Annotated in this window: 20 protein-coding genes; 9 read left to right on the forward strand and 11 right to left on the reverse strand. The window is 53.9% G+C overall.

Annotation, left to right across the window (positions count from 1 at the left end; genetic code table 11):
* Complete coding sequence (locus tag FE783_RS06900; RefSeq protein WP_138878605.1) at window positions 1–1,773, reverse strand: cache domain-containing sensor histidine kinase; 1,773 nt, start codon at window positions 1,771–1,773, stop codon at window positions 1–3.
* Window positions 1,774–1,937: 164 nt separating this feature from the next.
* Here FE783_RS06900 and FE783_RS06905 point away from each other — a divergent pair, with 164 nt between their 5' ends.
* Genes FE783_RS06905 through FE783_RS06920 form a run of 4 tightly spaced genes read left to right on the forward strand, consistent with a single transcriptional unit; the run spans window position 1,938 to window position 5,853 of the window.
* Window positions 1,938–2,597, forward strand: a complete 660-nt coding sequence (locus FE783_RS06905; protein ID WP_138878606.1) for a helix-turn-helix transcriptional regulator — start codon at window positions 1,938–1,940, stop codon at window positions 2,595–2,597.
* Window positions 2,594–3,694, forward strand: a complete 1,101-nt coding sequence (locus FE783_RS06910; RefSeq protein ID WP_138878607.1) for an alanine racemase — start codon at window positions 2,594–2,596, stop codon at window positions 3,692–3,694. Before FE783_RS06905 ends, FE783_RS06910 begins: the two co-directional genes overlap by 4 nt.
* Before the next feature lie 37 nt (window positions 3,695–3,731).
* A complete protein-coding gene (locus FE783_RS06915) occupies window positions 3,732–5,336 on the forward strand; it encodes an N-acyl-D-amino-acid deacylase family protein (RefSeq protein ID WP_138878608.1) in 1,605 nt (534 codons plus the stop codon).
* Between the two features lie 49 nt (window positions 5,337–5,385).
* Window positions 5,386–5,853: a RidA family protein gene (locus tag FE783_RS06920; protein ID WP_138878609.1), complete on the forward strand. Its 468-nt coding sequence runs from the start codon at window positions 5,386–5,388 to the stop codon at window positions 5,851–5,853.
* Window positions 5,854–6,339: 486 nt separating this feature from the next.
* Here the strand turns inward: FE783_RS06920 and FE783_RS06925 are convergent, their stop codons facing one another.
* Together FE783_RS06925 and FE783_RS06930 are read right to left on the reverse strand one after the other, a co-directional pair.
* On the reverse strand, window positions 6,340–6,837 hold the full coding sequence (locus tag FE783_RS06925; protein ID WP_158301652.1) for a GyrI-like domain-containing protein: 498 nt from the start codon (window positions 6,835–6,837) through the stop codon (window positions 6,340–6,342).
* A 90-nt stretch (window positions 6,838–6,927) separates the two neighbouring features.
* On the reverse strand, window positions 6,928–7,590 hold the full coding sequence (locus tag FE783_RS06930; RefSeq protein ID WP_138878611.1) for an aspartate/glutamate racemase family protein: 663 nt from the start codon (window positions 7,588–7,590) through the stop codon (window positions 6,928–6,930).
* A gap of 264 nt (window positions 7,591–7,854) precedes the next feature.
* On the opposite strand from FE783_RS06930, the gene FE783_RS06935 reads away from it, so the two are divergent.
* Window positions 7,855–8,760 (forward strand): serine hydrolase domain-containing protein, encoded by a 906-nt coding sequence (locus FE783_RS06935; RefSeq protein WP_138878612.1) that lies wholly within the window; start codon window positions 7,855–7,857, stop codon window positions 8,758–8,760.
* 128 nt (window positions 8,761–8,888) lie between these two features.
* On the opposite strand, the gene FE783_RS06940 is transcribed toward FE783_RS06935, so the two are convergent.
* The 6 genes from FE783_RS06940 to FE783_RS06965 form a co-directional block, all read right to left on the reverse strand.
* Entirely contained in the window at window positions 8,889–9,251 is a 363-nt protein-coding gene (locus FE783_RS06940; protein WP_138878613.1) for an aminoglycoside phosphotransferase/kinase family protein, read from the reverse strand.
* Window positions 9,252–9,375: 124 nt separating this feature from the next.
* Complete coding sequence (locus tag FE783_RS06945) at window positions 9,376–9,957, reverse strand: GNAT family N-acetyltransferase (protein ID WP_138878614.1); 582 nt, start codon at window positions 9,955–9,957, stop codon at window positions 9,376–9,378.
* Between the two features lie 153 nt (window positions 9,958–10,110).
* Complete coding sequence (locus FE783_RS06950) at window positions 10,111–10,620, reverse strand: DUF1854 domain-containing protein (RefSeq protein WP_138878615.1); 510 nt, start codon at window positions 10,618–10,620, stop codon at window positions 10,111–10,113.
* A 2-nt stretch (window positions 10,621–10,622) separates the two neighbouring features.
* Window positions 10,623–12,809, reverse strand: coding sequence for an ABC transporter ATP-binding protein (locus FE783_RS06955; RefSeq protein WP_138878616.1), 2,187 nt, complete (start codon window positions 12,807–12,809; stop codon window positions 10,623–10,625).
* A 207-nt stretch (window positions 12,810–13,016) separates the two neighbouring features.
* Window positions 13,017–13,769: an ankyrin repeat domain-containing protein gene (locus FE783_RS06960; protein ID WP_238402896.1), complete on the reverse strand. Its 753-nt coding sequence runs from the start codon at window positions 13,767–13,769 to the stop codon at window positions 13,017–13,019.
* Between the two features lie 286 nt (window positions 13,770–14,055).
* Complete coding sequence (locus FE783_RS06965; protein ID WP_138878617.1) at window positions 14,056–14,352, reverse strand: hypothetical protein; 297 nt, start codon at window positions 14,350–14,352, stop codon at window positions 14,056–14,058.
* 109 nt (window positions 14,353–14,461) lie between these two features.
* On the opposite strand from FE783_RS06965, the gene FE783_RS06970 reads away from it, so the two are divergent.
* Window positions 14,462–15,439 carry a helix-turn-helix transcriptional regulator gene (locus FE783_RS06970; RefSeq protein ID WP_138878618.1) on the forward strand — a complete coding sequence of 326 codons (978 nt, stop codon included), beginning with the start codon at window positions 14,462–14,464 and terminating at the stop codon, window positions 15,437–15,439.
* Window positions 15,436–15,684 carry a TfoX/Sxy family DNA transformation protein gene (locus FE783_RS06975; RefSeq protein WP_138878619.1) on the forward strand — a complete coding sequence of 83 codons (249 nt, stop codon included), beginning with the start codon at window positions 15,436–15,438 and terminating at the stop codon, window positions 15,682–15,684. The genes FE783_RS06970 and FE783_RS06975 overlap by 4 nt, the downstream gene beginning before the upstream one ends.
* Window positions 15,685–15,970: 286 nt before the next feature.
* Here FE783_RS06975 and FE783_RS06980 read toward each other — a convergent pair whose 3' ends face one another.
* Window positions 15,971–17,059 (reverse strand): RNA-guided endonuclease InsQ/TnpB family protein, encoded by a 1,089-nt coding sequence (locus FE783_RS06980; RefSeq protein WP_138878620.1) that lies wholly within the window; start codon window positions 17,057–17,059, stop codon window positions 15,971–15,973.
* Window positions 17,060–17,272: 213 nt separating this feature from the next.
* On the opposite strand from FE783_RS06980, the gene FE783_RS38915 reads away from it, so the two are divergent.
* Window positions 17,273–17,635, forward strand: coding sequence for an ATP-binding cassette domain-containing protein (locus FE783_RS38915; protein ID WP_138878774.1), 363 nt, complete (start codon window positions 17,273–17,275; stop codon window positions 17,633–17,635).
* Between the two features lie 11 nt (window positions 17,636–17,646).
* Here the strand turns inward: FE783_RS38915 and FE783_RS06990 are convergent, their stop codons facing one another.
* On the reverse strand, window positions 17,647–19,221 hold the full coding sequence (locus FE783_RS06990) for an AAA family ATPase (protein WP_138878621.1): 1,575 nt from the start codon (window positions 19,219–19,221) through the stop codon (window positions 17,647–17,649).
* A 150-nt stretch (window positions 19,222–19,371) separates the two neighbouring features.
* Here FE783_RS06990 and FE783_RS06995 point away from each other — a divergent pair, with 150 nt between their 5' ends.
* Window positions 19,372–20,061, forward strand: a complete 690-nt coding sequence (locus FE783_RS06995) for a C40 family peptidase (RefSeq protein WP_158301653.1) — start codon at window positions 19,372–19,374, stop codon at window positions 20,059–20,061.
* Window positions 20,062–20,275 lie beyond the last annotated feature (214 nt).

Genomic DNA, 20,275 nt, shown 5'->3' on the forward strand with positions numbered 1-20,275 from the left:
TCACGAATTTCCCTCCCTGATCGGGATCGTAAACGAGCAGCGCGTCCCGATTCCTTCCTCGCTCTCTATGCGCAGACCCGTGTCGCCGCCATAATGGAGCTGCAGCCGCTGGTGTACGTTCCGCAAGCCGAAGCCGGAGCGTCCGGGCTCGAGACTGCTTGTCCCGGAAGCGGCGTTCAAATTATTGCGCAGCTGCTGCAGCTTCTCCTCCCCGATGCCGATACCGGTATCTTCCACGACAAAAGTCATCGACTCCCCGTGGCGTTCGCCGTAAACGAACAACTGTCCTTGCCCTTTCTTCTTCTGCAGGCCGTGCATAATGCTGTTCTCTATCAACGGCTGCAGCAGCAGCTTCAGCATCGGCTTATCGTTCAGCTCGGGATCGATATAAAATTCCGACTTGAATTTGTCCTGGAACCGGATGGACATAATCGTGACATAGTTTTGCGCGTGGGCGACTTCCTGCTGCACCGGACAAAACTCCTCGCCTTTGTTCAGACTGAACCGCAAAAAATCGCTCAGCGCTCCGACCATTCCGGCAATCCGTTCATCCTTGTTCATCAGGGCGATCCAGTGTATCGACGACAAAGTGTTGTACAGAAAATGCGGATTGATTTGCGCCTGCAGCGCCATGATGTCCGCTTCCTTCTTCTTCGCCTCGTTCAGCTGCACCTGTTCCTTCAACCTTCCGATCCGATCGCTCAGCTTGTTGTAGCTGTGCAGCAGAAGTCCGACCTCGTCCGTGCTCTTCACCTCGAAGGTCGGAATCGGTTCGTCCGGATTAATATCTTTGAGCGTGCCTGCAAGTCCTCTTAGAGGCTGCGTGACCCAGCGGATGAACCACAGTACGAGCGCAACGGACAGCAGTAGAGCTATGCCGATCGCAATGGCGGTTAATGCGAGCACGTACCTGTTCTGCGACGTATAAATTTCGGTCGGAATAACGCCGACCAGCTTCCAGTCCGGCATCGACAGACGATGATAAAGCACCGTATTCGTTTCCGCGCCGTTGACGGTGTAGGTAAATATCCCCTCGGCGCCAGTCAAAGGGCCTATATCGGGGAGCCGCTCGTACAACGAGCGATTCAGCCACTCAGGAGAATCGCCGGACAAAATTTGCCCGTCCTGATCGATAAGCATGACGAAGCCTTGCTTCTCCCAGCCGGCGCCGAGCATCACCTTGCGCATCTCGGCTTCGTCCAGACTGATCGACAAGGAGCCGAGCGGCTGAAATTTATCCAGGCTGCGGATCGGACGAACTAGCGAGACGACCCGTTTCAGCCCGTCGGCCGACGTTTGATTTTCGTACAGCGAAGTCCACCATTTGTTTTTCCCCACCATCTGCTCCTGCTTCCGTTCGAGCTCCTTCTCGAGCCCCGAATGGACGATCGTCGTGTTGGACAAAGCGGGGAAATCGCTCGACGGCATGATCGTAATATTGGATATATAGGGCTTGGAGAAAACCAGATTCGTTAAAAACCCGATGTTTTGCGAATACAACGAGATGTCGGCACGCTCATTGCTTAAATATTGCTGTACATCCTTCCCCCCGATAATAAAGACCGACATATTCTCCACGTCGCGCACCATAAATTCGAGCCTGTCGGCCACTTGGCGGAGCGTATTCATCCCGGATTGCTTCTCCTTCTCCTCCGTAAGCGTCGACGCGATCCGGTAGGAAACGACTCCGGTAGCGAGCAGCGGCAGTACGACGGCGACGAGAAGCAGCAGCGACATTTTGCGCTGCAGCGAATTGGCCAGCCAGCGTCTCATCAAGCGTCCCTCCTCGCAGCTACAATATCATACATTTATTTATGCCGCCAAACTTTTTGTTTGATTTTTTGCAAGCGAATATGATACCATTTTTCCCGCAACCATTACGTGATCATTCATAGCCGTCTGCGGCGGAGACCGTAGAGATGGAGGTGTTTCGGCGGATGGAATCCGTACGGGACGAGCTTGTCTTTTTGACGGAATTGACCAGAGGCATCGCTGCGCAGTTCGGCGAATCGTGCGAGGTCGTGCTGCATGATTTGTCGCGGCCGTACGAGAGCACGATCGTAGCGATCGAGAACGGGCACATTACCGGGCGCAAAGTCGGCGACCCCGGCACGAATTTGGGTCTCGAGCTACTGCGGGGCAATCAGGTGAACGGCAACAAATTCAATTATGTGACGCAAACGAAGGACGGCAGGCTGCTCCGCTCGACGTCGATCTATATGAACAATGCCGAAGGCAAGCCGGTCGGCGCGATCTGCATCAACTTCGACATTACGGCGCTGATGATGGCCGAGAAGACGCTCCACGGCATGACGATGACAAGTCTGCAGCCGGAAGTGAGGGAGTCGTTTGTCACGAACGTAAGCGAGCTGCTGGACGCGCTCATTCAGGAGGCGCAGGAGCAGGTCGGCAAGCCGGTCGCGCACATGACGAAGGAAGACAAAATCAAAATGATCGCACTGCTCGACCGCAAAGGCGCCTTTCTGATCAAGAAGGGCGGCGAGAAAATTTCCGCTTATTTGAACATCTCCAAGTACTCGTTATACAGCTACATGGAGGAAGGCAAGAACGGAAACGAAGGGAGCGAGGAAGGATGAGTGTTTATCCACAGACGCCATGCGTCGTCATCGATACGGCCGTCATGGAGCGGAATATTGAGACCATGGGCGCATCGGCGCGTAAAGCCGGAGTTAAGCTGCGGCCGCATGCGAAGACGCATAAAATGCCGACGGTCGCCCTGAAGCAGCTCGCGGCCGGGGCCGCCGGAATTACGGTAGCCAAAGTATCCGAAGCCGAGGTGATGGCCGAGCACGGCATTACCGACATTTTCATCGCTTACCCGCTAGTAACTATGGACAAAATCAGGCGCGCACTCGCGCTCGCGAAGCGAATCCGTCTCATCGTCGGCGTCGACAGCCGCGAAGGCGCGCTGCGGCTTGCGGAAGCGGCGGCGAGCGCCGGGATGACGCTGGAGGTGCGCCTCGAGATCGACACCGGTCTAAGACGGACCGGCGTCCCTTACGAGGACGCCGTCGAGCTTGCCGCAACGGTTCATGAAATGGCAGGCCTTCGTCTAAGCGGCATCTATACGTTCCGTGGCGCTATTATGGGAGGCAAAGCTACGCTCGACCTTCGCGCCGCAGGGGAAGAAGAAGGACGGATCATGGCCGAGCTTGCGAGCCGCATGAGGGCATCCGGTATCGCGATCGAGGACGTCAGCGTCGGCTCCACCCCGACTTCCGCTTTTGCGATGACGGTACCGGGGGTAACGGAAGTTCGTCCGGGCACCTACGTGTTCATGGACCGGATGCAAGCCCGTTTTGGCGTATGCCGGCTCGAGGATTGCGCCGGAGCGGTACGCGTCACCGTAGTCAGCAGGCCTGCGCCCGATCTGGCCGTGATCGACGGTGGCAGCAAGACTTTCGCGACCGACGTGCAGCCCAATACCGAACCGCTGCAGTTGCAAGGCTTTGGCCATATCGTGGAGCTGGAAGACGCCGTGCTGGAGCGGCTGTCCGAGGAGCACGGCATGCTGCGGCTCGGCCCGGCTTCGCAAGGCGCTGCCGTCGGGGACGTTATTCATATCGTGCCGAACCATATATGCAGCACCGTCAATTTGCATAATCAGGTTTACTTCCGGCATGACGGCAACTACGAACCGCAAACGGTCGCCGGCCGCGGGAAGCTGGAGTAAAACACATCAGCTTAACGTCATAAGGAGGGCTTAGCCAATGTTGGATCTCATTATTCGCGGCGGCCGCATTGCCGATGGGACGGGGAATCCGTGGTTTTACGGCGACGTGGGCGTCAAGGACGGCCGCATCGCCGCCGTCGGCAAGCTGGATCAGGAAGCGGCGCGGACGGTGAACGCGAACGGCAGCGTTATCGCGCCGGGTTTTATCGACGGACATTGCCATTCCGACCTGATGATCTTCGATTATCCGCACAGCGAAATCAAGCTGCGCCAAGGCGTCACGACCGAGGTCGTCGGCAACTGCGGCCTCGCCCCCGCTCCCTATGTGAAGGAACGGGCCGAAATGCTCAAAAGCTATGTACAGCCGGTACTCGGCAAAACCGAATGGGAATGGCCGTGGGAAACGGTAGGACAATACATGGACCATTTGGCGTCAAGCCGCCCTTCCGAGCATTTGGCCACCTATGTAGCCCACGGAGCGCTTCGCATCTCGGTCATGGGCTTCGACAACCGCCCCGCAACCCGCGAGGAGCTGGAGCGGATGAAGCGGATATTGGAGGAAGGCATGCAGGCGGGTGCGATCGGCTTATCCATCGGCTTGCTGTACGCGCCCGGCAGCTATACGTCCCGCGAAGAGCTCGCCGAGCTGTGCTCCGTGCTGCCGAAGTACGACGGTCTGTTGGCTACGCACATTCGCGGCGAAGGGAACAACCTGATCCGGTCCGTTCAGGAAGTGATTTGGATCGCCGAGCGCGCCGGCGTGCCGCTGCACATCAGCCATCTGAAGGCCGCCGGCAAAGCGAACTGGGGCAAAGTGTTGGATGCGATCGGCTTGATCGAGGACGCCCGGGCGCGCGGCATGGACGTTACTTGCGATGTGTACCCTTATCACGCGGGCTCGACGACGCTGACAACGGTACTGCCTCCCTGGGTACTCGAGAAGGGCATCGAAGGCACGCTTGAAGCTTTCCGCGATGCGTCGCTGCGGAAGCGTATCCGCGAGGAACTGGGTCAGGAACAGACGACATGGGACAACCTTGTCTGCTCCACCGGCTGGCAAAGCGTCATCATTTCGGCGATGCATACCGAGAAGAACAGGAACCTGGAAGGTCTCTCGATCGCGGAAATCGCCGAGCGGCGCGGGCAGCATCCGGCCGACTGCATGATGGATCTGCTGCTTGAGGAGGAAGGCCGCATTTCGATCGTATATTTCCATATGTCCGAGGATGACGTTAAGCAAGTGATCGGGTACGAGAAGGCGCTGATCGCCTCTGACAGCTTGACCTGCGAGACGGGCAAGCCTCACCCGCGCCTGTACGGCACATTCCCGCGCGTATTCGCCAAGTACGTGCGCGATCTGCGAGTGCTGTCGCTGGAGCAGGCGGTGCGCAAATTGACGTCGTTCCCGGTGCAGCGCTTCAAGTTGGGCAAACGCGGACTGATCGTTCCGGGCTACATCGCCGATATCGTCATGTTCGATCCGGATGCGATTCAGGACAAGGCCACATTCGAGGAGCCCCGCCAATATCCGGACGGCATATCGCACGTATGGGTCGGAGGCAAGGAAACGCTGAGCGACAACCGGCATACGCACGCCCGCGACGGCGGACTGATTCGTGCGGCGAAGTGCTGTCATCACTGACTTTACTTGGACTTTTAACCAAACTATATAATTCGGAGGTATTTCCATTATGGCGCAAATCGAACAACGTTTGGAACAGTTAGGCATCGTGCTTCCCCCTCCCCCGCAGCCCCGCTTTACGTACATTCCGGCCAACCGGACGGGCAACCTGCTGTATTTGTCCGGTCAAGACGCACGCGACGCGAACGGCGTCCTGATCTTCGAGGGCAAAGTAGGCAGCGATTTGACGATCGAGCAAGGTCAGCAATGCGCCCGCCAAGTGATCATCAACTGCTTGGCCGTCATGAAGGGTTACCTCGGCGACCTTGACCGTGTCGTCAAAATCGTGAAAATGCTCGGCTTCGTCAACAGCGCGCCGGGCTTCGGCGACCAGCCTTACGTCATGAACGGCGCTTCCGACCTGCTCGTGGACGTATTCGGCGAGAACGGACGCCATGCTCGCTCTGCGATCGGCACGAGCGATCTGCCGTTCCATACGCCTGTCGAGATCGAGCTGATCGTCGAGATTCGCGACTGAATGGAATCGATCGTATGAGGAAGGGCTGCCGCACGGCAGCCCTTTTGTTTTGCAACAATCTCCCCCTCGGCTCCGTCACCGAAACGGCGAATAAATGTATCGAGTCGTGCTCATTTGAACCGTTTCCACTCCCGGAACTGGAAAACATGCCGTTATTTCATCGATTTTTCGCTTCTTCGAATAGTTAACTGGAAAGCCTGCAGTATATTTTATCGAATTTGCTTTATCGGCCCGATTATGACGAATTTTGCTGGAGGTTTTCCAGTTATTGCTCCCTTATTGCTCTATTCTTGTAACATTTACTGTATGTTTTCCATTTAAATACTCGGGCCGCCTATGAATCCGTGTTTTTACCGCCTAGCTAATCAAGACAACACAACTGTGGACAGCAGCTGAAGCCCAGTACCCAATCCCTTCAACGCGCTAACATATGGGTTTGCACATCAGGGACCGTTCTGGCGTTTTGATATGCTCCTCTCGCTCCCCTCACCGCAACGGCGAATAAATGTGAATCGTTTGAAAATCCCCGTCATCATTCCAGTTATACTTATCATTCGGGTATCGTTCGAAGCTTATCGCGTCATAGACGCAATCGTAGCCCATTTTCCGCAGATTGTCCCCTAAATTTCGGTAAAACTTGTCGCACTCGCTCAAATACCCGGCAAACTCCGTCCGAGCGTAGGTTTGCTTCGGGATGTCCGTAAACGCCCACCCGTCCGAGACCGCGTTTGTCGAGCCGGCACGCACGCCTACGAACAGCTTGAATCCCGGTTTATCCGCCGTGATCGTTTGCGGAGGTACGACGCAATAAATGTCCGGTGAGTCCCAATCCGCATCCGACATGCGCTCCCGAATCCATCTGACACACTCTCTCACTTTACGTCCCAAGTCCGGCGTCTCGATTTCCAGCCCGATTACGCGAAAAGACTCCAACTCCACTCGTTGCACATTCAGAAGGCCGACAGCTTCTTTCAAGTTATCCATCGTTATTCGCCCACCTCTCCTACTAAGATTGATCTTTCCTATCATTTGATGATTTTCGCGCCGCAAATCTGACCTCTCTTTGAAAAAAAGTTAGCGAAGTTTTGATTGCATATATGCCGCCAACGGTTTCAGCGGATTTCCGATTTGCACGTTCAGCTCGCGCTCAACGGCCACGGCACTTTCCACCATCGACAATTGAGCGACGGAGACGGATTCGGCATTGCCGGACAGGAGCAAGTTCCTTATGTAACTCGAAACTTCGTCCGCGTACCGATCTTTATGGCCTTGCATAATGAGATCGAAAGTATTGTCGATGACTCGGGGCTCCCAATCGCTAATTGGATTGTTATGCCTTCTCGCGTATTCATGAAGCCTCTTCATCGTTCCATCGACGGTAGCCGGATTCGTAAACAGCAGGATTTGCCGACCGGTATTGCGACAGACGTCATGGAAGAACGGCTCGTCGATTTTGATCAAAGGAATTGTTAGTTGAAGCCGGTCTTCTTCCAGAAGAGTGATGTAATTCGTGCATGTAACGAGAATACCGTCCACTTTCGCTTCGGATATCCATCGAATCTGTTCAGCGACTTTGTTACGGGCTCTTGCCGCATCAAAGTCCGGATCCGCCGTAATTCTGCTCATCAGCCCGGGGTCGACAAAGTGGATCAATTCCAACTCGTCCGAGGCAAGAGCTTTTTGAATATACTCGATATTGGAGTAGTGGGCGTGCAAACACCCTATTTTTCTTTTCATCCGATAACCACCTTAGGAAAAGATTCACTAATAGTACCAGTTCACTGTGCGAATATCCAGAAAAATGATATTCGACGAAACGAAAAGAAAATGAAAGATTAAGAGAGCCCCCGCTTTCTGAAAATCCCTGTACAAGGCATTCTGATGAGAATATACGTTCCGCTGCATAAAGACGAACATACGTTTTTACTGTTTGCCGGAAAAAGGTTCGTCCTTTACTATGATGTTGCCAGCTGCCAATTATCGTATTGAGGAGGACTTCCTGTGAACCTGCCATTCCACGATAGGAGAGAACAATTCGAACCTTTGCTCCAGCATATCGAACAAACCAGATGTGCCATTAACGCAACTGCGGCCGCCGTTGTCGTGATCCAAGACGATCAAGTAGTCACGGAGTGGTATTCCGGCTTCCACCATGCCAAATCCGGCGCCCGACCGGTGACGGCCGGTTCGCAATTTAACATTTATTCGATCCGAAAATCCCACATCGCCCTAGCTTTAGCGTACGCCGTCATCGATGCGGGACTTGATCTCGATGCGCCCGTTCATCCGTTTATCGATGGCATTCCGATGGATGAGCTGGAGAAGGTAACGGTAAGAGACGTGCTGACGAAAACTAAACCTAAGTTTTTCGGGCCGGGGAAAGTGGAAGGGGAAGGGCTGGCCGCCGCCATCGTCAGGAAAGTAACAGGAAAGACAATCGCGCAGCTCCTTACAGAGAACGTACTCGAGCAGCTGCATATGAATCAAACGGAATGGGCAGCCGTGCCGAAAGAAAGCTTCGTCTGCGATTTTACTGCCGGTGACGGGTATGCCTCCGTACGAATCGAGTCGGACGAAGGACATGAACGCAATTTGTATATGAGCGCCAAGGATCTGGCTTCCTGGGGCTATCTGTATTTGAACAATGGAGTGGTTGGAGGGCGGCGCATCATCCCGCAAGACGTGTTTGATCTTGCCGACAAGCTTCGGGCGGCTCCCGGTTATGCCGATAAGCGGGTAATGGGCTGGTATTACGGCAATGATGGGGCGTTTCAAGCTTTCGGAGCGACAGGCTGTCATATTGCGGTCCTCCCGAAGCATAACTGCGTTGCGGTCCGCATGTACAACCGGTACGCGAGGGAGCATACGGAAACTCTTCTAAAATGTTTGCAGCGAGGTGTGCATTGATTCTGTAATCCTTCTCTTCGGAAACAAGGCTGCCGGTTAATGATCATCGGCAGCCTTCGGCAAAAACTAAGTAAACCGAATATCGAGAAAAGGCAAATCATTCATGAGATTCGATGTCGTTGTCTCCATCATTTCTTTAGACCATGGATGCAGGTTGTTAAACTTCGAAAGGCGCCCGAATATACCAATATTTCGCGCAGTCTAAGAAACAAAGGGATTTTTGCAGCCAATAAGTCGATAGCGAATGCTCTTGAAAAGTATCCTTCCATGAAATAATCGTAAAATCGTTGGGCGGCGCGGTTTCGCAACTCGATGCCATTGCTCTTAAGCGGCGTTGCATAAAACAACGGGTTCGCTATATCGGCCGCAAACCAGTTGTATTCGCACTCATCGAAGTCAAAGAGCGTCAATTCCTCTCTTCGAAATCCGAAAGTGCCGGCACACTTCTGCAATATATCATCGTTTAGCAGAGACCTTATTTCTTGCTCCATATGTGGATTCCTCCCATAAATTCTTATTATGAACTTATGATAGAAATCGTCTTTTCTTCTGACATTCTAAGCAATAGCAACCAACGCTTATTATGGCTCATGCATTTCCTCCAAGTCTACTAATTTATGCCAAAAAATCGTTCAGCCTGCTTTGTACCGTCGGCCACTCCTCATCCACGATGCTGTAAACTACCGTATCCCGTATGTATCCGTCATATAAAATCCGGTCTTTGCGCAGCACGCCTTCTTCCGTAGCGCCGATCCTCAAGACGGCTTCGTTCGAACGCTTATTCCGGCTATCTACTCTGAACTGGACGCGAATCGTTCTCAAAACCTCGAAGCAATGCGTCAGCAGCAAATATTTGCATTCCGTATTGACCCGCGTACGCCAAACCTTGGACGAATACCACGTCCACCCTATTTCCAGACTTCGGTTTTCTTCCGATATGTTTAACAATCTGGTCATGCCGACAACTCGTCCGGTTTGTTTATCGAACACTACAAAGGGCAATTCGGTGCCTTGCTCCTTATCCCGCAATGCTTCCTCCACGTGATCGGTCATATGATCGAACTTCTCCATCCGACTTGGCAAAAACGCCCAAACTTCCGGGCTATCCACAGCTTGAAACAACTCTTCCGCATGGCTGAGCTGGAGGGGAAGCAGAATGACTCTTTTTCCTTCCAACGTAACCGTATCTATCGTCATGGCGATCCTCCTCGCTTCGTTAATGTCTCATTTGTTTGTAACATTATTCAATCCATTGTCTTGGCGGCAATGTTTCGGCCACATCTGCAATGTAGATAAAAGCTGCCGTTGTTGCGGCAGCTTGAGCGGATAATGTTAACTATGTATAACTAACTACAGCACCCTCGACAATTGCTTCCTGCTATGCGGATCGAGCGCTTCCATGTCCGCAATTTCGCATCGGTTGCCGTCCATGTCGGACAGCAGCAGCCGATTGTCGCCGACGGTCTGAATATGCTCGTGCAAATTGCGCATGGACATTTTGGTCGGACCGAGCGTCGTCTGAAGCTCCCACACCCACATGCCCGGGAACTGCTTGATTTTGTCGATCCGGGTGACGCGCGGCACGAGATATCGCAGCCGGAGTTCCTTCCGCGCCTCCTCCAGACTGCCCGGCGCAAGATCGGTTAGGCGCTCGATAATTCCGATTTCTTCGCCTTTCCCGTTGCGTACCGAAACGTACTCCTCCTGCCGGGATAACGGATAGGTCTGAAACAGCAGCACCTCGGGACTGAGCTCGCCATCGTATTCCATCTCCAATACGCCTCCCGCGCTCCGGGATAAGCGTACATTCGCCGGGTCGAGCAGCCGGATTTCATATTTTGAGTCCGTAGCCTGTTCCATAGTCAGCTCTGCACCCCTTTGATTTTGGAGATTTCTTTCTGTGCCTCGACGAGCTTGAAGTAGGCGCCCTTCTTCTCCAGCAGCTCCTCATGCGTCCCCGTCTCGGCGATACCGCCTTTATCCAGCACGACGAGCCGATCGGCCTCGCGGAGCGTGGACAGCCGATGCGCGATGGCGAACGTCGTGCGTCCCTTTACGAGCCGGGAAATCGCTTCTTGGATTTGCCGTTCCGTTTCGGTATCGACCGATGCGGTCGCTTCATCCAGAATCAGAATGCGCGGGTCGTGCACAATGGCCCGGGCGATCGCTATACGCTGCTTCTCCCCGCCGGATAGACGATGTCCCCGTTCGCCGACTTTCGTGTCGTAGCCGTCCGGCATCCGGACGATGAAGTCATGGGCGTTGGCGATTTTCGCGGCGCGCATAATGTCGAGCGGCGAGGCGTCCGGCTTCGAATAGGCGATGTTCTCCGCGACCGTACCGTCGAACAGAAACGTCTCCTGCAGCACGACCCCGATCTGTCTCCGCAAGTCCTCCTGATCGATTTTGCGCAGATCGATGCCGTCAACCGTTATGGAGCCTTGGTCCGGATCGTAGAACCGGCAAATCATGTTGATCATCGTGGACTTTCCCGCACCGGAATGGCCGACGAGTCCGATCATTTCGCCGGGTTCGACCTTCAGACTGATGTTCTTCAGAACCGGATGGTGCTTCTCATAGCCGTAAGTGACGTTGCTCAGCTCGACTTTCCCGACTACGCGGGGGATCGAGACGGCGTCCTTCGAAGTAGGTACCTCGGATTGGGTGTCCATAATCTCGAAGACGCGGTCCGAGGCGGCAAGCGCCCGGCTGGTCCAGTTCAGAGCCTGGCTGAACCATTGAAGTGGCCCGAAAAACATGCCGAGGTAAGCGATAAACGCCATCAGCGTACCGAGCGACACTTCGTCTTGGATGACGTCCCAACCGCCGAAATACCAGACGAGAAGCGCGCCGGAAGTCGTAATAAGCGAGAAAAGCGGGAATATGCCTTGCCATACGCCTTCCATGCGGATCGTCTGACTAACGAGCGTCGTGTTGGCGTCACCGTACCGGTCTTTCTCCGCATACTCCTGCCCGAACGCCTTGACGACCCGAATCCCTTGCAGCGCATCGCCTACCAGCATGTTGATCCGGTTGACCGCGCGCCATTGCCGGTACCACAGATGGCGCATCGTCGGCCATATCGTCAGCGAAGCGATCAGAATGAGCGGTGTCGGCAGCAACGCCAGCAGCGTCAGCTTCCAGCTCAAGCTTGCCATCGTCGTAATAATGGCGACAAGCATGAGCACTTGTCCGGATATCCAAATAACCCCGTCGGTCAAAAATTGCCGCATCGCTTCCGAGTCGCTGTTCACCCGGCCGATAAACTGCGACGTCTGTCTTCTATCGAAAAAGCTTAACGATAAGCTCATCAACGATTGATAAATGTCCCTTCGTATATCCCCCATCAGCTTGCTGCCGACCCATACGCCAATATAGCCGCGGAGCGTCTGCATCAGCGAAAGCATGATCCGGGCGGCGGCCAGCCCTATGACGAGAAAGAGGAGCGCATGTCCGACCGACTTCGGCTGGATCACGTCATCGACGATAATTTTCGTCAAATAAGGCGGCACGAGCTCCATCAGCGTAGCGACCATGAGCAGCAGCGCCGCCGTGATCATGCTCTTCTTGTAAGGCTTGGCGTAGGCGAGCAGCCGCATGATCACTTTTCCTTTGTCCATGCAAGTCGGGCATACTTTCGTCCCTTCGGGGAGACGGCTTTGGCAAGTTGGGCATACTTTGGGCTCGTCTTTCGCCGAAGGGACGGGGAGCTCTTCGCCTTTCATAATCGCCTGGATCGTCTTGACGGCGAATCCCATCTTCCCGTTATGCACGGACGTATAACGGGCAAGCGCCACGGCCCCTTCCTCGGTGTCGGCGATCAGAACACCGCCCCCGACGGACGAAACGATTCTCGCCTCCTTGACGGAAGCGAAATCGATTGCTTTCACGCTGCGCCCGTCTTCGCTCGCCTCGATCCGTTTCTTGTAAACGCTTAAGCTTCCATCGACCGGCTTCCCGTCTTCGCCGATGTCATATCGGACGGACAAGACCGGTTCGGCATGTCCGTCGGCATTCGCCTTGGACAGCTCCTTCTCGATCACACTCATGGCGCCACTCCTCTCTTCAGGACGAATACATAGAACAATTGTTCGCCATTCACCATTATAATGGATATTTACAAATTCAGGTAGTAGAAAAAAATTATAAAAATGATTTCTTTCGCGACCAAACATAAACGAGCCGCCCGGAATACCGAACGACTCGTTAATTTTATGCGTGCGGAAGCGACAGCGGCTCTCTGCTCGCATGCTAACTTATCCCAGCTCCTCGGCCGACTTCGCACCCTGGCTGCGGAGCCAGTGAACCAGTTCATTGCTGTCGCTACGGCGGGCCGCATCGAGAGGACTAAGCTTCTCCCAATCGGGGATCCAGTTCAGGTCGGCGCCCCGGTCAAGGAGAAACATCGCGCATGCGAGCCTCGAGCCGTGGCAAGCCCCCCAGAATGCGCGGCTGACGTCCACATTCGAAGGGGGCGGGTCAGCGGTGAAGAAGCTCTCGACGCGATCCATCAGTCCCAGCGTTGCCGCGTCGTTAAGGGTAACTCGTGCCCCGCGCTCGACCAGCCGGTACGCAGCCCTCCACTGCTTGAATGCTCTTGCGTCCGCGAGCGGAGTTCCGCCGCCGATCACTCCGCCTGTCGCCTCGATGTCGGCACCGGCGTCGAGCAGCGCATCGAGCACCTCGACGTCGTCGCTGCTTGCGGCCCAGTGCAGCGGCGTCTCGCTGTGTGAGCCGACAAACGTCGCGTTGACATCGGCTCCGGCATCGACCAGCACGGCGACGGTCAAGGCTCCATTCGGAAAATGGCCCGGCCAGTCCGTCACTACGTGCAGCAGCGATCTTGCAATCCGCTCCTCGCCGGCATTATCGGCTATCCATGCGGCAGCCAAACCGGGATTGCCGCGAAGCAGACGCTTCAGCGTCTCCAGGTCGCCGCTGTGGATTGCATCCACGACTGCGACCGCCACAGGATCGTTCGGGTTCATCGTTAGACGGGTTGTCACCACGAATCAACCTCCTTGCTGTTCCTGTTTCACGAACCTATCGTTTTACGGATGGACGGCGGCGCCAGTTTGATTTCCGAAAGAGCGACAAATAGTTTTGGGTTATCATTCAGTTTTCCTCCGTTTCGTATACTGGACCGGCGACCGCTTCCGCGATATTTCTCGAATAGGTTCCGTATGCACCCGTTTCATTTTTACCAATCTTCCGGCTTTGTAAGATGTTCCCTATTATAGCACGCTGCACGGAAGAAGATTTCTTCCCGATTGCTGTATGAAGCAGCCGATCCGTTTAGATTGCCTGTTTCACTACATGCATTTGAATGGTCGATTGATCGATGAGCCCCATCGCCTCCCGCATAAAAGACAATTGCATGATCGCGGCTTCCGCTTGCTTGGCCGCTTCCGGGCTTTCCCACTCCACGATTTCTACCCAACTCCTGCTATCCCCGCTGCAGAAAACTTCCCTTTTCTTAAATCCTTGTACTCCGTTAAGCGTCTCTTGCAGCTTGTTCGCATACTCCATAAACTGGACTGCATCCGCTTCCGGCTTCAGGCGGTAAGATACGACTTCGAGACACGATTTCATTTCATTCATCTCCTATTGTGCATATTGGGTTCGTACAAGTTCACTTTATCATCGAATATGGACAATTCTTGTCACCTTTCTATGCTATGATAAAAAATAGGTGAAGCCGATGAACAAGACGCAAAGACTCGTTGAAATACTGCTGACCGTGAATATTAGACAGAAATTTACGCTGAAAGAGCTGGCCGTTCGATTTGGCGTCTCGAAAAGGACGGTTCTCCGCGATCTAAACGAACTAAGCGCGCTCGGAGTGCCTCTGTATGCGGAGGCCGGTGTCCACGGCGGGTACCGGGTATTGAGGGAACGGACACTTCCCCCCATTACGTTTACGGAAAAAGAAGCGGTCGCTCTCTTCTTCGCCAGCCAGTCCCTGAAATATTATCGGGCTTTGCCATTAGAGTCCGATTGGCAGTCGGCGCTCGCGAAGTTTTATCAAGTGCTGCCTGAAGACGTTAAAAACCGGATCGATACGCTTCAGCACCGATTATTGTTTTGGATTCCTGCACAGACATGGGAAACGCCCCATTTGCCCGCCTTGCTGGAAGGAGCCCTTGAACAAAAGGTACTCGTGATTGACTATGAATCCGAGCACGGACGTAAAGAAAGAGAAGTACAGCTGGTTGGACTTTATTCCATGAACGGAAAATGGTACTGCCCGGCTTACGATTACCATAGCCATGCATACCGCTCGTTTCGTGCCGACCGGGTCTTATCCGTTTCCGTCAGCGAGGATCAATCCAAGCAGCAAGATCAGAGCAAGCTGCCGATTACCGCTTGGTTCAGGAAAGAACAAGAGCTGGAGGAGCATAAGGAGGAATACGACTTAAAGGTTCGGCTAACGAGGCGGGGCGTACTTTTAACCGGAAACGATGCTTGGCTTGCAAGCGGCTTGAACGTTATGGAAGATGGAACCGGATATATAGACAGAAAAATGTCCTACGGCTATATGTCTTGGGCGGCTTCCTACTTCATCGGATGCGGCATGGACACGATTGTCGAAGGACCGCCGGAGCTTCGGAAGCTGATCCGCGACCGGCTGAGCGCACTACAGTCGGCATATGGCGAGGAGTGTTCATCGAACGAATGAAGAAGACTATGAACCTTAAAAATATCGGGGCGAAAACCGAGCCCTGGCTGCGGGAAATCGGCGTCCACGGGCTCGAAGATCTCAACCGGATCGGCTCGGTAGAAGCTTACAAGAGGTTGAAGTCGCGGTATCCCGATAAAATAAATCTTAACGCTCTTTACGCTTTGGAAGCCGCACTTTGGAATATCCATTGGCTAGAGCTGGCACCCGAATTCAAAGAACAGTTGAGACGCGACTCCGAGTGAAGATGCTAGCGACCGACTGACCCGAAATCAGCGCACTTATTCCGCAAAAATCCTACTTCTACATGCGCCCATGCGCCCCGACGCATCCAGGGCAATAGAAAAACCCGTACATCCATGTGCGGGTTAGTTGTTTTTGACATAAGTAAACACAAGCAGGCTATCCTCGACATCCATATTTTTAGTGTGACAACTCCACACGGCTAAAGCCGTGGGCTTCTCGAATCATCGGGACTCGTAACCTCGTCCCTCCTCGAAGGCTCCGTCCGAGCCTGAATTTTTGGTGCGGTTACGAGACTTGCCGCATCGCCCGCGAAAGGATGTTGATCGCCGCATTCACATCGCGATCTAATGTTGTTCCGCAGTGTGGACAACGATGGATACGCTCCGCAAGCGGCTTTTTTACGATTTCGTTGCAAGTCGAGCAGAGCTGTGAGGTATGGCTTGGATCCACCCGTACCACCTGACGACCGGCTCTCTCAGCCTTGTACATCACGAATTGAACGAGCCCGTTCCACCCTGCATCCGCAATGCTCTTGGCAAGCTGATGGTTTTTCACCATACCCTGCACATTCAAATCTTCAAAAGCGATGAGGTCGTAGCTATTAACCAGCGTTCTGCTGACTTTGTGTGCGTAATCTTTGCGTCTATTAGCCACTCGCTCATGCTGCCGTGCAAGCGCCATAATCGCTTTGCGTCTGCGGCCTGAGCCGCGCCGTTTTCTGGATACCGCCCTTTGTTGCCGCTTGATCTTCGCTTCGCTTGTTCGCAGATGATTAGGTGCTTCAAATATTTGTCCGTCCGAGGTTGCCGCCAGCTGCTTGATGCCAAGATCCACACCGACTTGACGGTTTGTTTTGGCTAATGGCTCCGCTTCGACTTCGCAAGAAAGACAAGCATAGTAACGTCCGTTTTTGACCGTGATCGTGCAGGTCTTCATCGTACCTTGAGGCTGCCTGTGCAACTTTATCCGCACACCGCCGATCTTGGACAGTTCGAGGCGCGTCTCCCGCAAGAAGAACCCGCTTTGCGGATAGGTAAACGAATCGTAACGGCTTTGTGACTTAAAGCGCGGGAACCCGGCCTTCTCGCCGTTTTTTACACGACGAAAGAAAGATTGGTACGTCTTGTCGAGCCGTCTGGCGACGTCTTGCAGCACTTGGGAATGTACTTCCTTCAACGCAGGGATATAGAGCTTGCGCTCGCTGAACGTGTTCGCTTGTTGTCCATATGTCAGCGTCCTGCCTTCCGTTTTGTAAGCTTGGATTCGTTCTTCCAGCAAACGATTGTACAGCAAACGGCAGCGTTCGAGTGTGAATTGAATCTTTTCTTGTTGCTCTGTTGTAGGATAAAAACGATACTTGTACGTTCGTAACATGGGCGTTCACCTCCTGCGTCTAGGATACCACAGAAAAGAGAACAAGTGTTTGCTTTAAATTTATAAACGACCGAAAAAATATATATTTTCCCCATTTTTCCATTATTTTTTTGAAGGAATCCGCAATATCCCGAAATGCAGTGTCGGTCACGTTTGACAACGTTAAGTTCGGTAATGGGGAAACGAACCCGGTTATCCGCAATGTAATGCACAATTCCGGCCAACCGCTCGATCGGCATTATCGGCAAATGCGGCAGCGGCAAATCGACCGTCGCCAAGCGGCTGTTCCGGTCGTGCGAAGCGCAGCACGGGACGGTTGCGATCAACGGTTGCGACGTCCGGCACATGGATCCGGTCAGCTTGCGAACGAATATCGCATACATTCCCAATACCGTCGAACTTTTCGAGGGAACGCTGCGCGACAACGTCTCCATGTTCGACAGAGCGGTACCGATGACCGGATATGGGAAGCGTTACACATGCTGCGTAAGAGCTAATGGGTGCTGCGGTTTCCTGAGCGGTTGGATAAATTCATTGACAGAGACAGCAGCAACGACTCGCTGGCTGCTCGCATAAGGCGGTTCCTCTCAGCTTGACAGGCCGGCCGCCTTCTCGGCGGATTTGCCTGCTCCTATCGCGGGGATCGCTCTGACGGCCGCCCATTCGCGCAGCGCGGCGATCTGCTCGGATTGCGTGACGGATAGTGGCACGGTCGCCCGGATAGCCGCCATAAAATCGTACAAATAGACTGGACGCCTATGGGCGAACGCTTCGAAAAATCCGGACAAAACCGCCTGCTCCAGCTCCGCGCCGGAGAAACCTTCGGTTCTGTCGGCCATCGTCCGGATGTCCTCATCCGTCATCTTGAAATGCTGGCTGACATAAGGATCGGTCAGCCTCTTCTTCAGATGCAGCCGCAGTATCTGGGCCCTCTCTTCCCGATTAGGCAAATCGACAAAAAAGATTTCGTCGAATCTGCCTTTCCTCATCAATTCCGGCGGTAGTCCGCTTATGTCGTTCGCGGTAGCGATCACGAAGACCATCTTTGTCTTCTCCTGCATCCAGGTAAGGAACGTGCCGAACACCCGGCTTGCCGTACCGCTGTCGCCGCTCGAGCCGACTCCCCGGAATCCTTTCTCGATTTCATCGATCCATAGCACGCAAGGCGCGATCGCCTCGGCCATCTGAATCGCACTGCGCATATTGCTCTCGTACGTTCCGATCCACATCCCGAACAGCTTGCCGACATCGAGACGAAGCAGTGGAAGCTTCCATAGCGAGCTGACCGCTTTGGCGATCAAGCTTTTGCCGCAGCCGGGCACGCCGGTGAGCAGCACGCCTTTCGGGGCGGATATCCCGTAGGCGTGCGCCTGCTCCGTCCACGAATTGCTCCTTTTGGACAGCCACAGCTTCAAGTTGTCCAGTCCGCCCACTTCGTCCAGCTTCAGCCCGCCTCCGATATACTCCAGCAAATTCGATCGCTTAATCATTTGCTTCTTTTCTTCCAGAATGAGGTCCACGCCATCGTTGCCGAGTCCATCCCGCACCATCGCCAGGGCAAACGCGTTCTCCGCTTCATCCAGGGTGAGTCCGAGCGCCGCTTGGACCAGGCGGTCTTTATCCTCCGCCGCGAGGAAAGTCTCCGTCCCGGTCCGCTCATCGTTCGCCCGAATCGTACGCTCCAGCAGCTGTCCGATTTCATTCGCTGCAGGCAGTTGAAAGTCGATGAAGCTGATGTCCTTCTCCAATTCCCGGGGGAACGTGACGGTCGAGGACAGGAAGATAATATTGATCGGTTCCTTCGCCCGCTTAAGCTTCAGCTGCGCTTCCTTCAAGCGGCGTATGACCTCGTAATCGACTTTGTTCGAGTTGAAGAAAGCTTGAATGTCGTAGATGACGAACACGGCCGGCCATTGGAAATCTTTGATATAGTTCAAATAGTTGAGCAAATCTTTCGAACAGTCGCCGGCGCATCTCTCGTAATCGCCGCTGGCTGCAAGCAGGCTCCATTCGTACACATACCGCTCCGTCCCTACAAGCAAACGGTCCCGCGCTATTCGGACGATCGTATCGAAGGCACGCTTTTCTTCCCAAGTCGAAATGCATATGAAAGGGAAATTCGCTCTCATTCGGTTTGCCAGAGATTGCTTGAACGTATCCATCGTATGCCTCCATACCCAAAATTATCCTGCCTATCCTTATAGCAACCATTTCCTTTTCATGAAAATGTGGGGCGCCTTCCCTTACATGTCAATATTTTGCCAATGAAATCTCTTCCTAGTAAGGATACAATTACTTTTGGGAGGGATGACATGAAGAAAAAGATTGTGAGTATCGTTTCTATCGCCGCCTTGTCGCTGACCATTTCCACGAGTGCCTTCGCCTCGCCGGGAACGGTGGAACGAAGCGTAAACTTCCGTTCGGCGCCATCTACCAGCAGTTCGGTCTATCAACTGATCAAAGCCGGACAACCTGTCGATATCGTAAGCAAAGTCAACTCTTATTGGTACAAAATCTCTTATAACGGCAAAACCGGTTACGTCTCGACCGATTATGTCCGCGCATCCGGCGGCACGCCAAGCGGTTCTACCGGAGGATCGTCGGGCGCCCCGACGAACGCGTCCGCGAAAGCCGATCGGATTATCGCCCACGCCCAAGCGCTGAAAGGCGTCGTACGTTACGATTACGGCGTGAACAAGCCGACCTCGGTGATGGATTGCTCGGCCTTTACGAAATACGTATTCGGACTGGAAGGCGTTTCATTAAGATGGGGAACGCGTTATCAGAAAGACGCCGGAAGCGCCGTATCGAAGAGCAATTTGCAGAAGGGCGATCTCGTCTTCTTCTGGACCCGCACATCGGGAACGATCAATCATGTCGGCATCTACATCGGGAACGGGCAGTTTATACATAACAGTCCATCCTTCGACGGAGTAGGAGTTTCCTCGCTTACGTCAGGGTATTGGTCCAATCACTATATTTCGGCGCGCCGCGTACTGTAACGGCCCGAAATCTTCCATCATGGACGTCCGCTGCGCATGAAAGCGCTTCGGGCGTCTTTCTTGCTGTAGAGTCTATCAATTCGGGGGTCCCCGTAAAGTAGTTGGAATAAGCTCCGAAGAAAGGCTCCACTTTGTGGGGTTATCTTGCGATTATCCACGGCTTTCCTTTCCTCCCGCCGACTATGCTACAATAGAGGCGACAAGCCGGATGGAG

Origin of the sequence: Paenibacillus mesophilus (assembly GCF_005938385.1) — a bacterium.
GTDB lineage: Bacteria > Bacillota > Bacilli > Paenibacillales > NBRC-103111 > Paenibacillus_AB > Paenibacillus_AB mesophilus.

Excerpts from the sequence above, each read along its gene's own strand:
- FE783_RS06900 (WP_138878605.1), bottom strand. The coding sequence starts at position 1,773 with ATGAGACGCTGGCTGGCCAATTCGCTGCAGCGCAAAATGTCGCTGCTG.
- FE783_RS06950 (WP_138878615.1), bottom strand. The coding sequence starts at position 10,620 with ATGGAACAGGCTACGGACTCAAAATATGAAATCCGGCTGCTCGACCCG.
- FE783_RS06990 (WP_138878621.1), bottom strand. The coding sequence starts at position 19,221 with ATGGATACGTTCAAGCAATCTCTGGCAAACCGAATGAGAGCGAATTTC.
- FE783_RS06920 (WP_138878609.1), top strand. The coding sequence starts at position 5,386 with ATGGCGCAAATCGAACAACGTTTGGAACAGTTAGGCATCGTGCTTCCC.
- FE783_RS06930 (WP_138878611.1), bottom strand. The coding sequence starts at position 7,590 with ATGAAAAGAAAAATAGGGTGTTTGCACGCCCACTACTCCAATATCGAG.
- FE783_RS06910 (WP_138878607.1), top strand. The coding sequence starts at position 2,594 with ATGAGTGTTTATCCACAGACGCCATGCGTCGTCATCGATACGGCCGTC.
- FE783_RS06940 (WP_138878613.1), bottom strand. The coding sequence starts at position 9,251 with ATGGAGCAAGAAATAAGGTCTCTGCTAAACGATGATATATTGCAGAAG.
- FE783_RS06995 (WP_158301653.1), top strand. The coding sequence starts at position 19,372 with ATGAAGAAAAAGATTGTGAGTATCGTTTCTATCGCCGCCTTGTCGCTG.
- FE783_RS06975 (WP_138878619.1), top strand. The coding sequence starts at position 15,436 with ATGAAGAAGACTATGAACCTTAAAAATATCGGGGCGAAAACCGAGCCC.
- FE783_RS06925 (WP_158301652.1), bottom strand. The coding sequence starts at position 6,837 with ATGGATAACTTGAAAGAAGCTGTCGGCCTTCTGAATGTGCAACGAGTG.
- FE783_RS06965 (WP_138878617.1), bottom strand. The coding sequence starts at position 14,352 with ATGAAATCGTGTCTCGAAGTCGTATCTTACCGCCTGAAGCCGGAAGCG.
- FE783_RS06970 (WP_138878618.1), top strand. The coding sequence starts at position 14,462 with ATGAACAAGACGCAAAGACTCGTTGAAATACTGCTGACCGTGAATATT.
- FE783_RS06955 (WP_138878616.1), bottom strand. The coding sequence starts at position 12,809 with ATGAGTGTGATCGAGAAGGAGCTGTCCAAGGCGAATGCCGACGGACAT.
- FE783_RS06945 (WP_138878614.1), bottom strand. The coding sequence starts at position 9,957 with ATGACGATAGATACGGTTACGTTGGAAGGAAAAAGAGTCATTCTGCTT.
- FE783_RS06980 (WP_138878620.1), bottom strand. The coding sequence starts at position 17,059 with ATGTTACGAACGTACAAGTATCGTTTTTATCCTACAACAGAGCAACAA.
- FE783_RS06905 (WP_138878606.1), top strand. The coding sequence starts at position 1,938 with ATGGAATCCGTACGGGACGAGCTTGTCTTTTTGACGGAATTGACCAGA.
- FE783_RS06915 (WP_138878608.1), top strand. The coding sequence starts at position 3,732 with ATGTTGGATCTCATTATTCGCGGCGGCCGCATTGCCGATGGGACGGGG.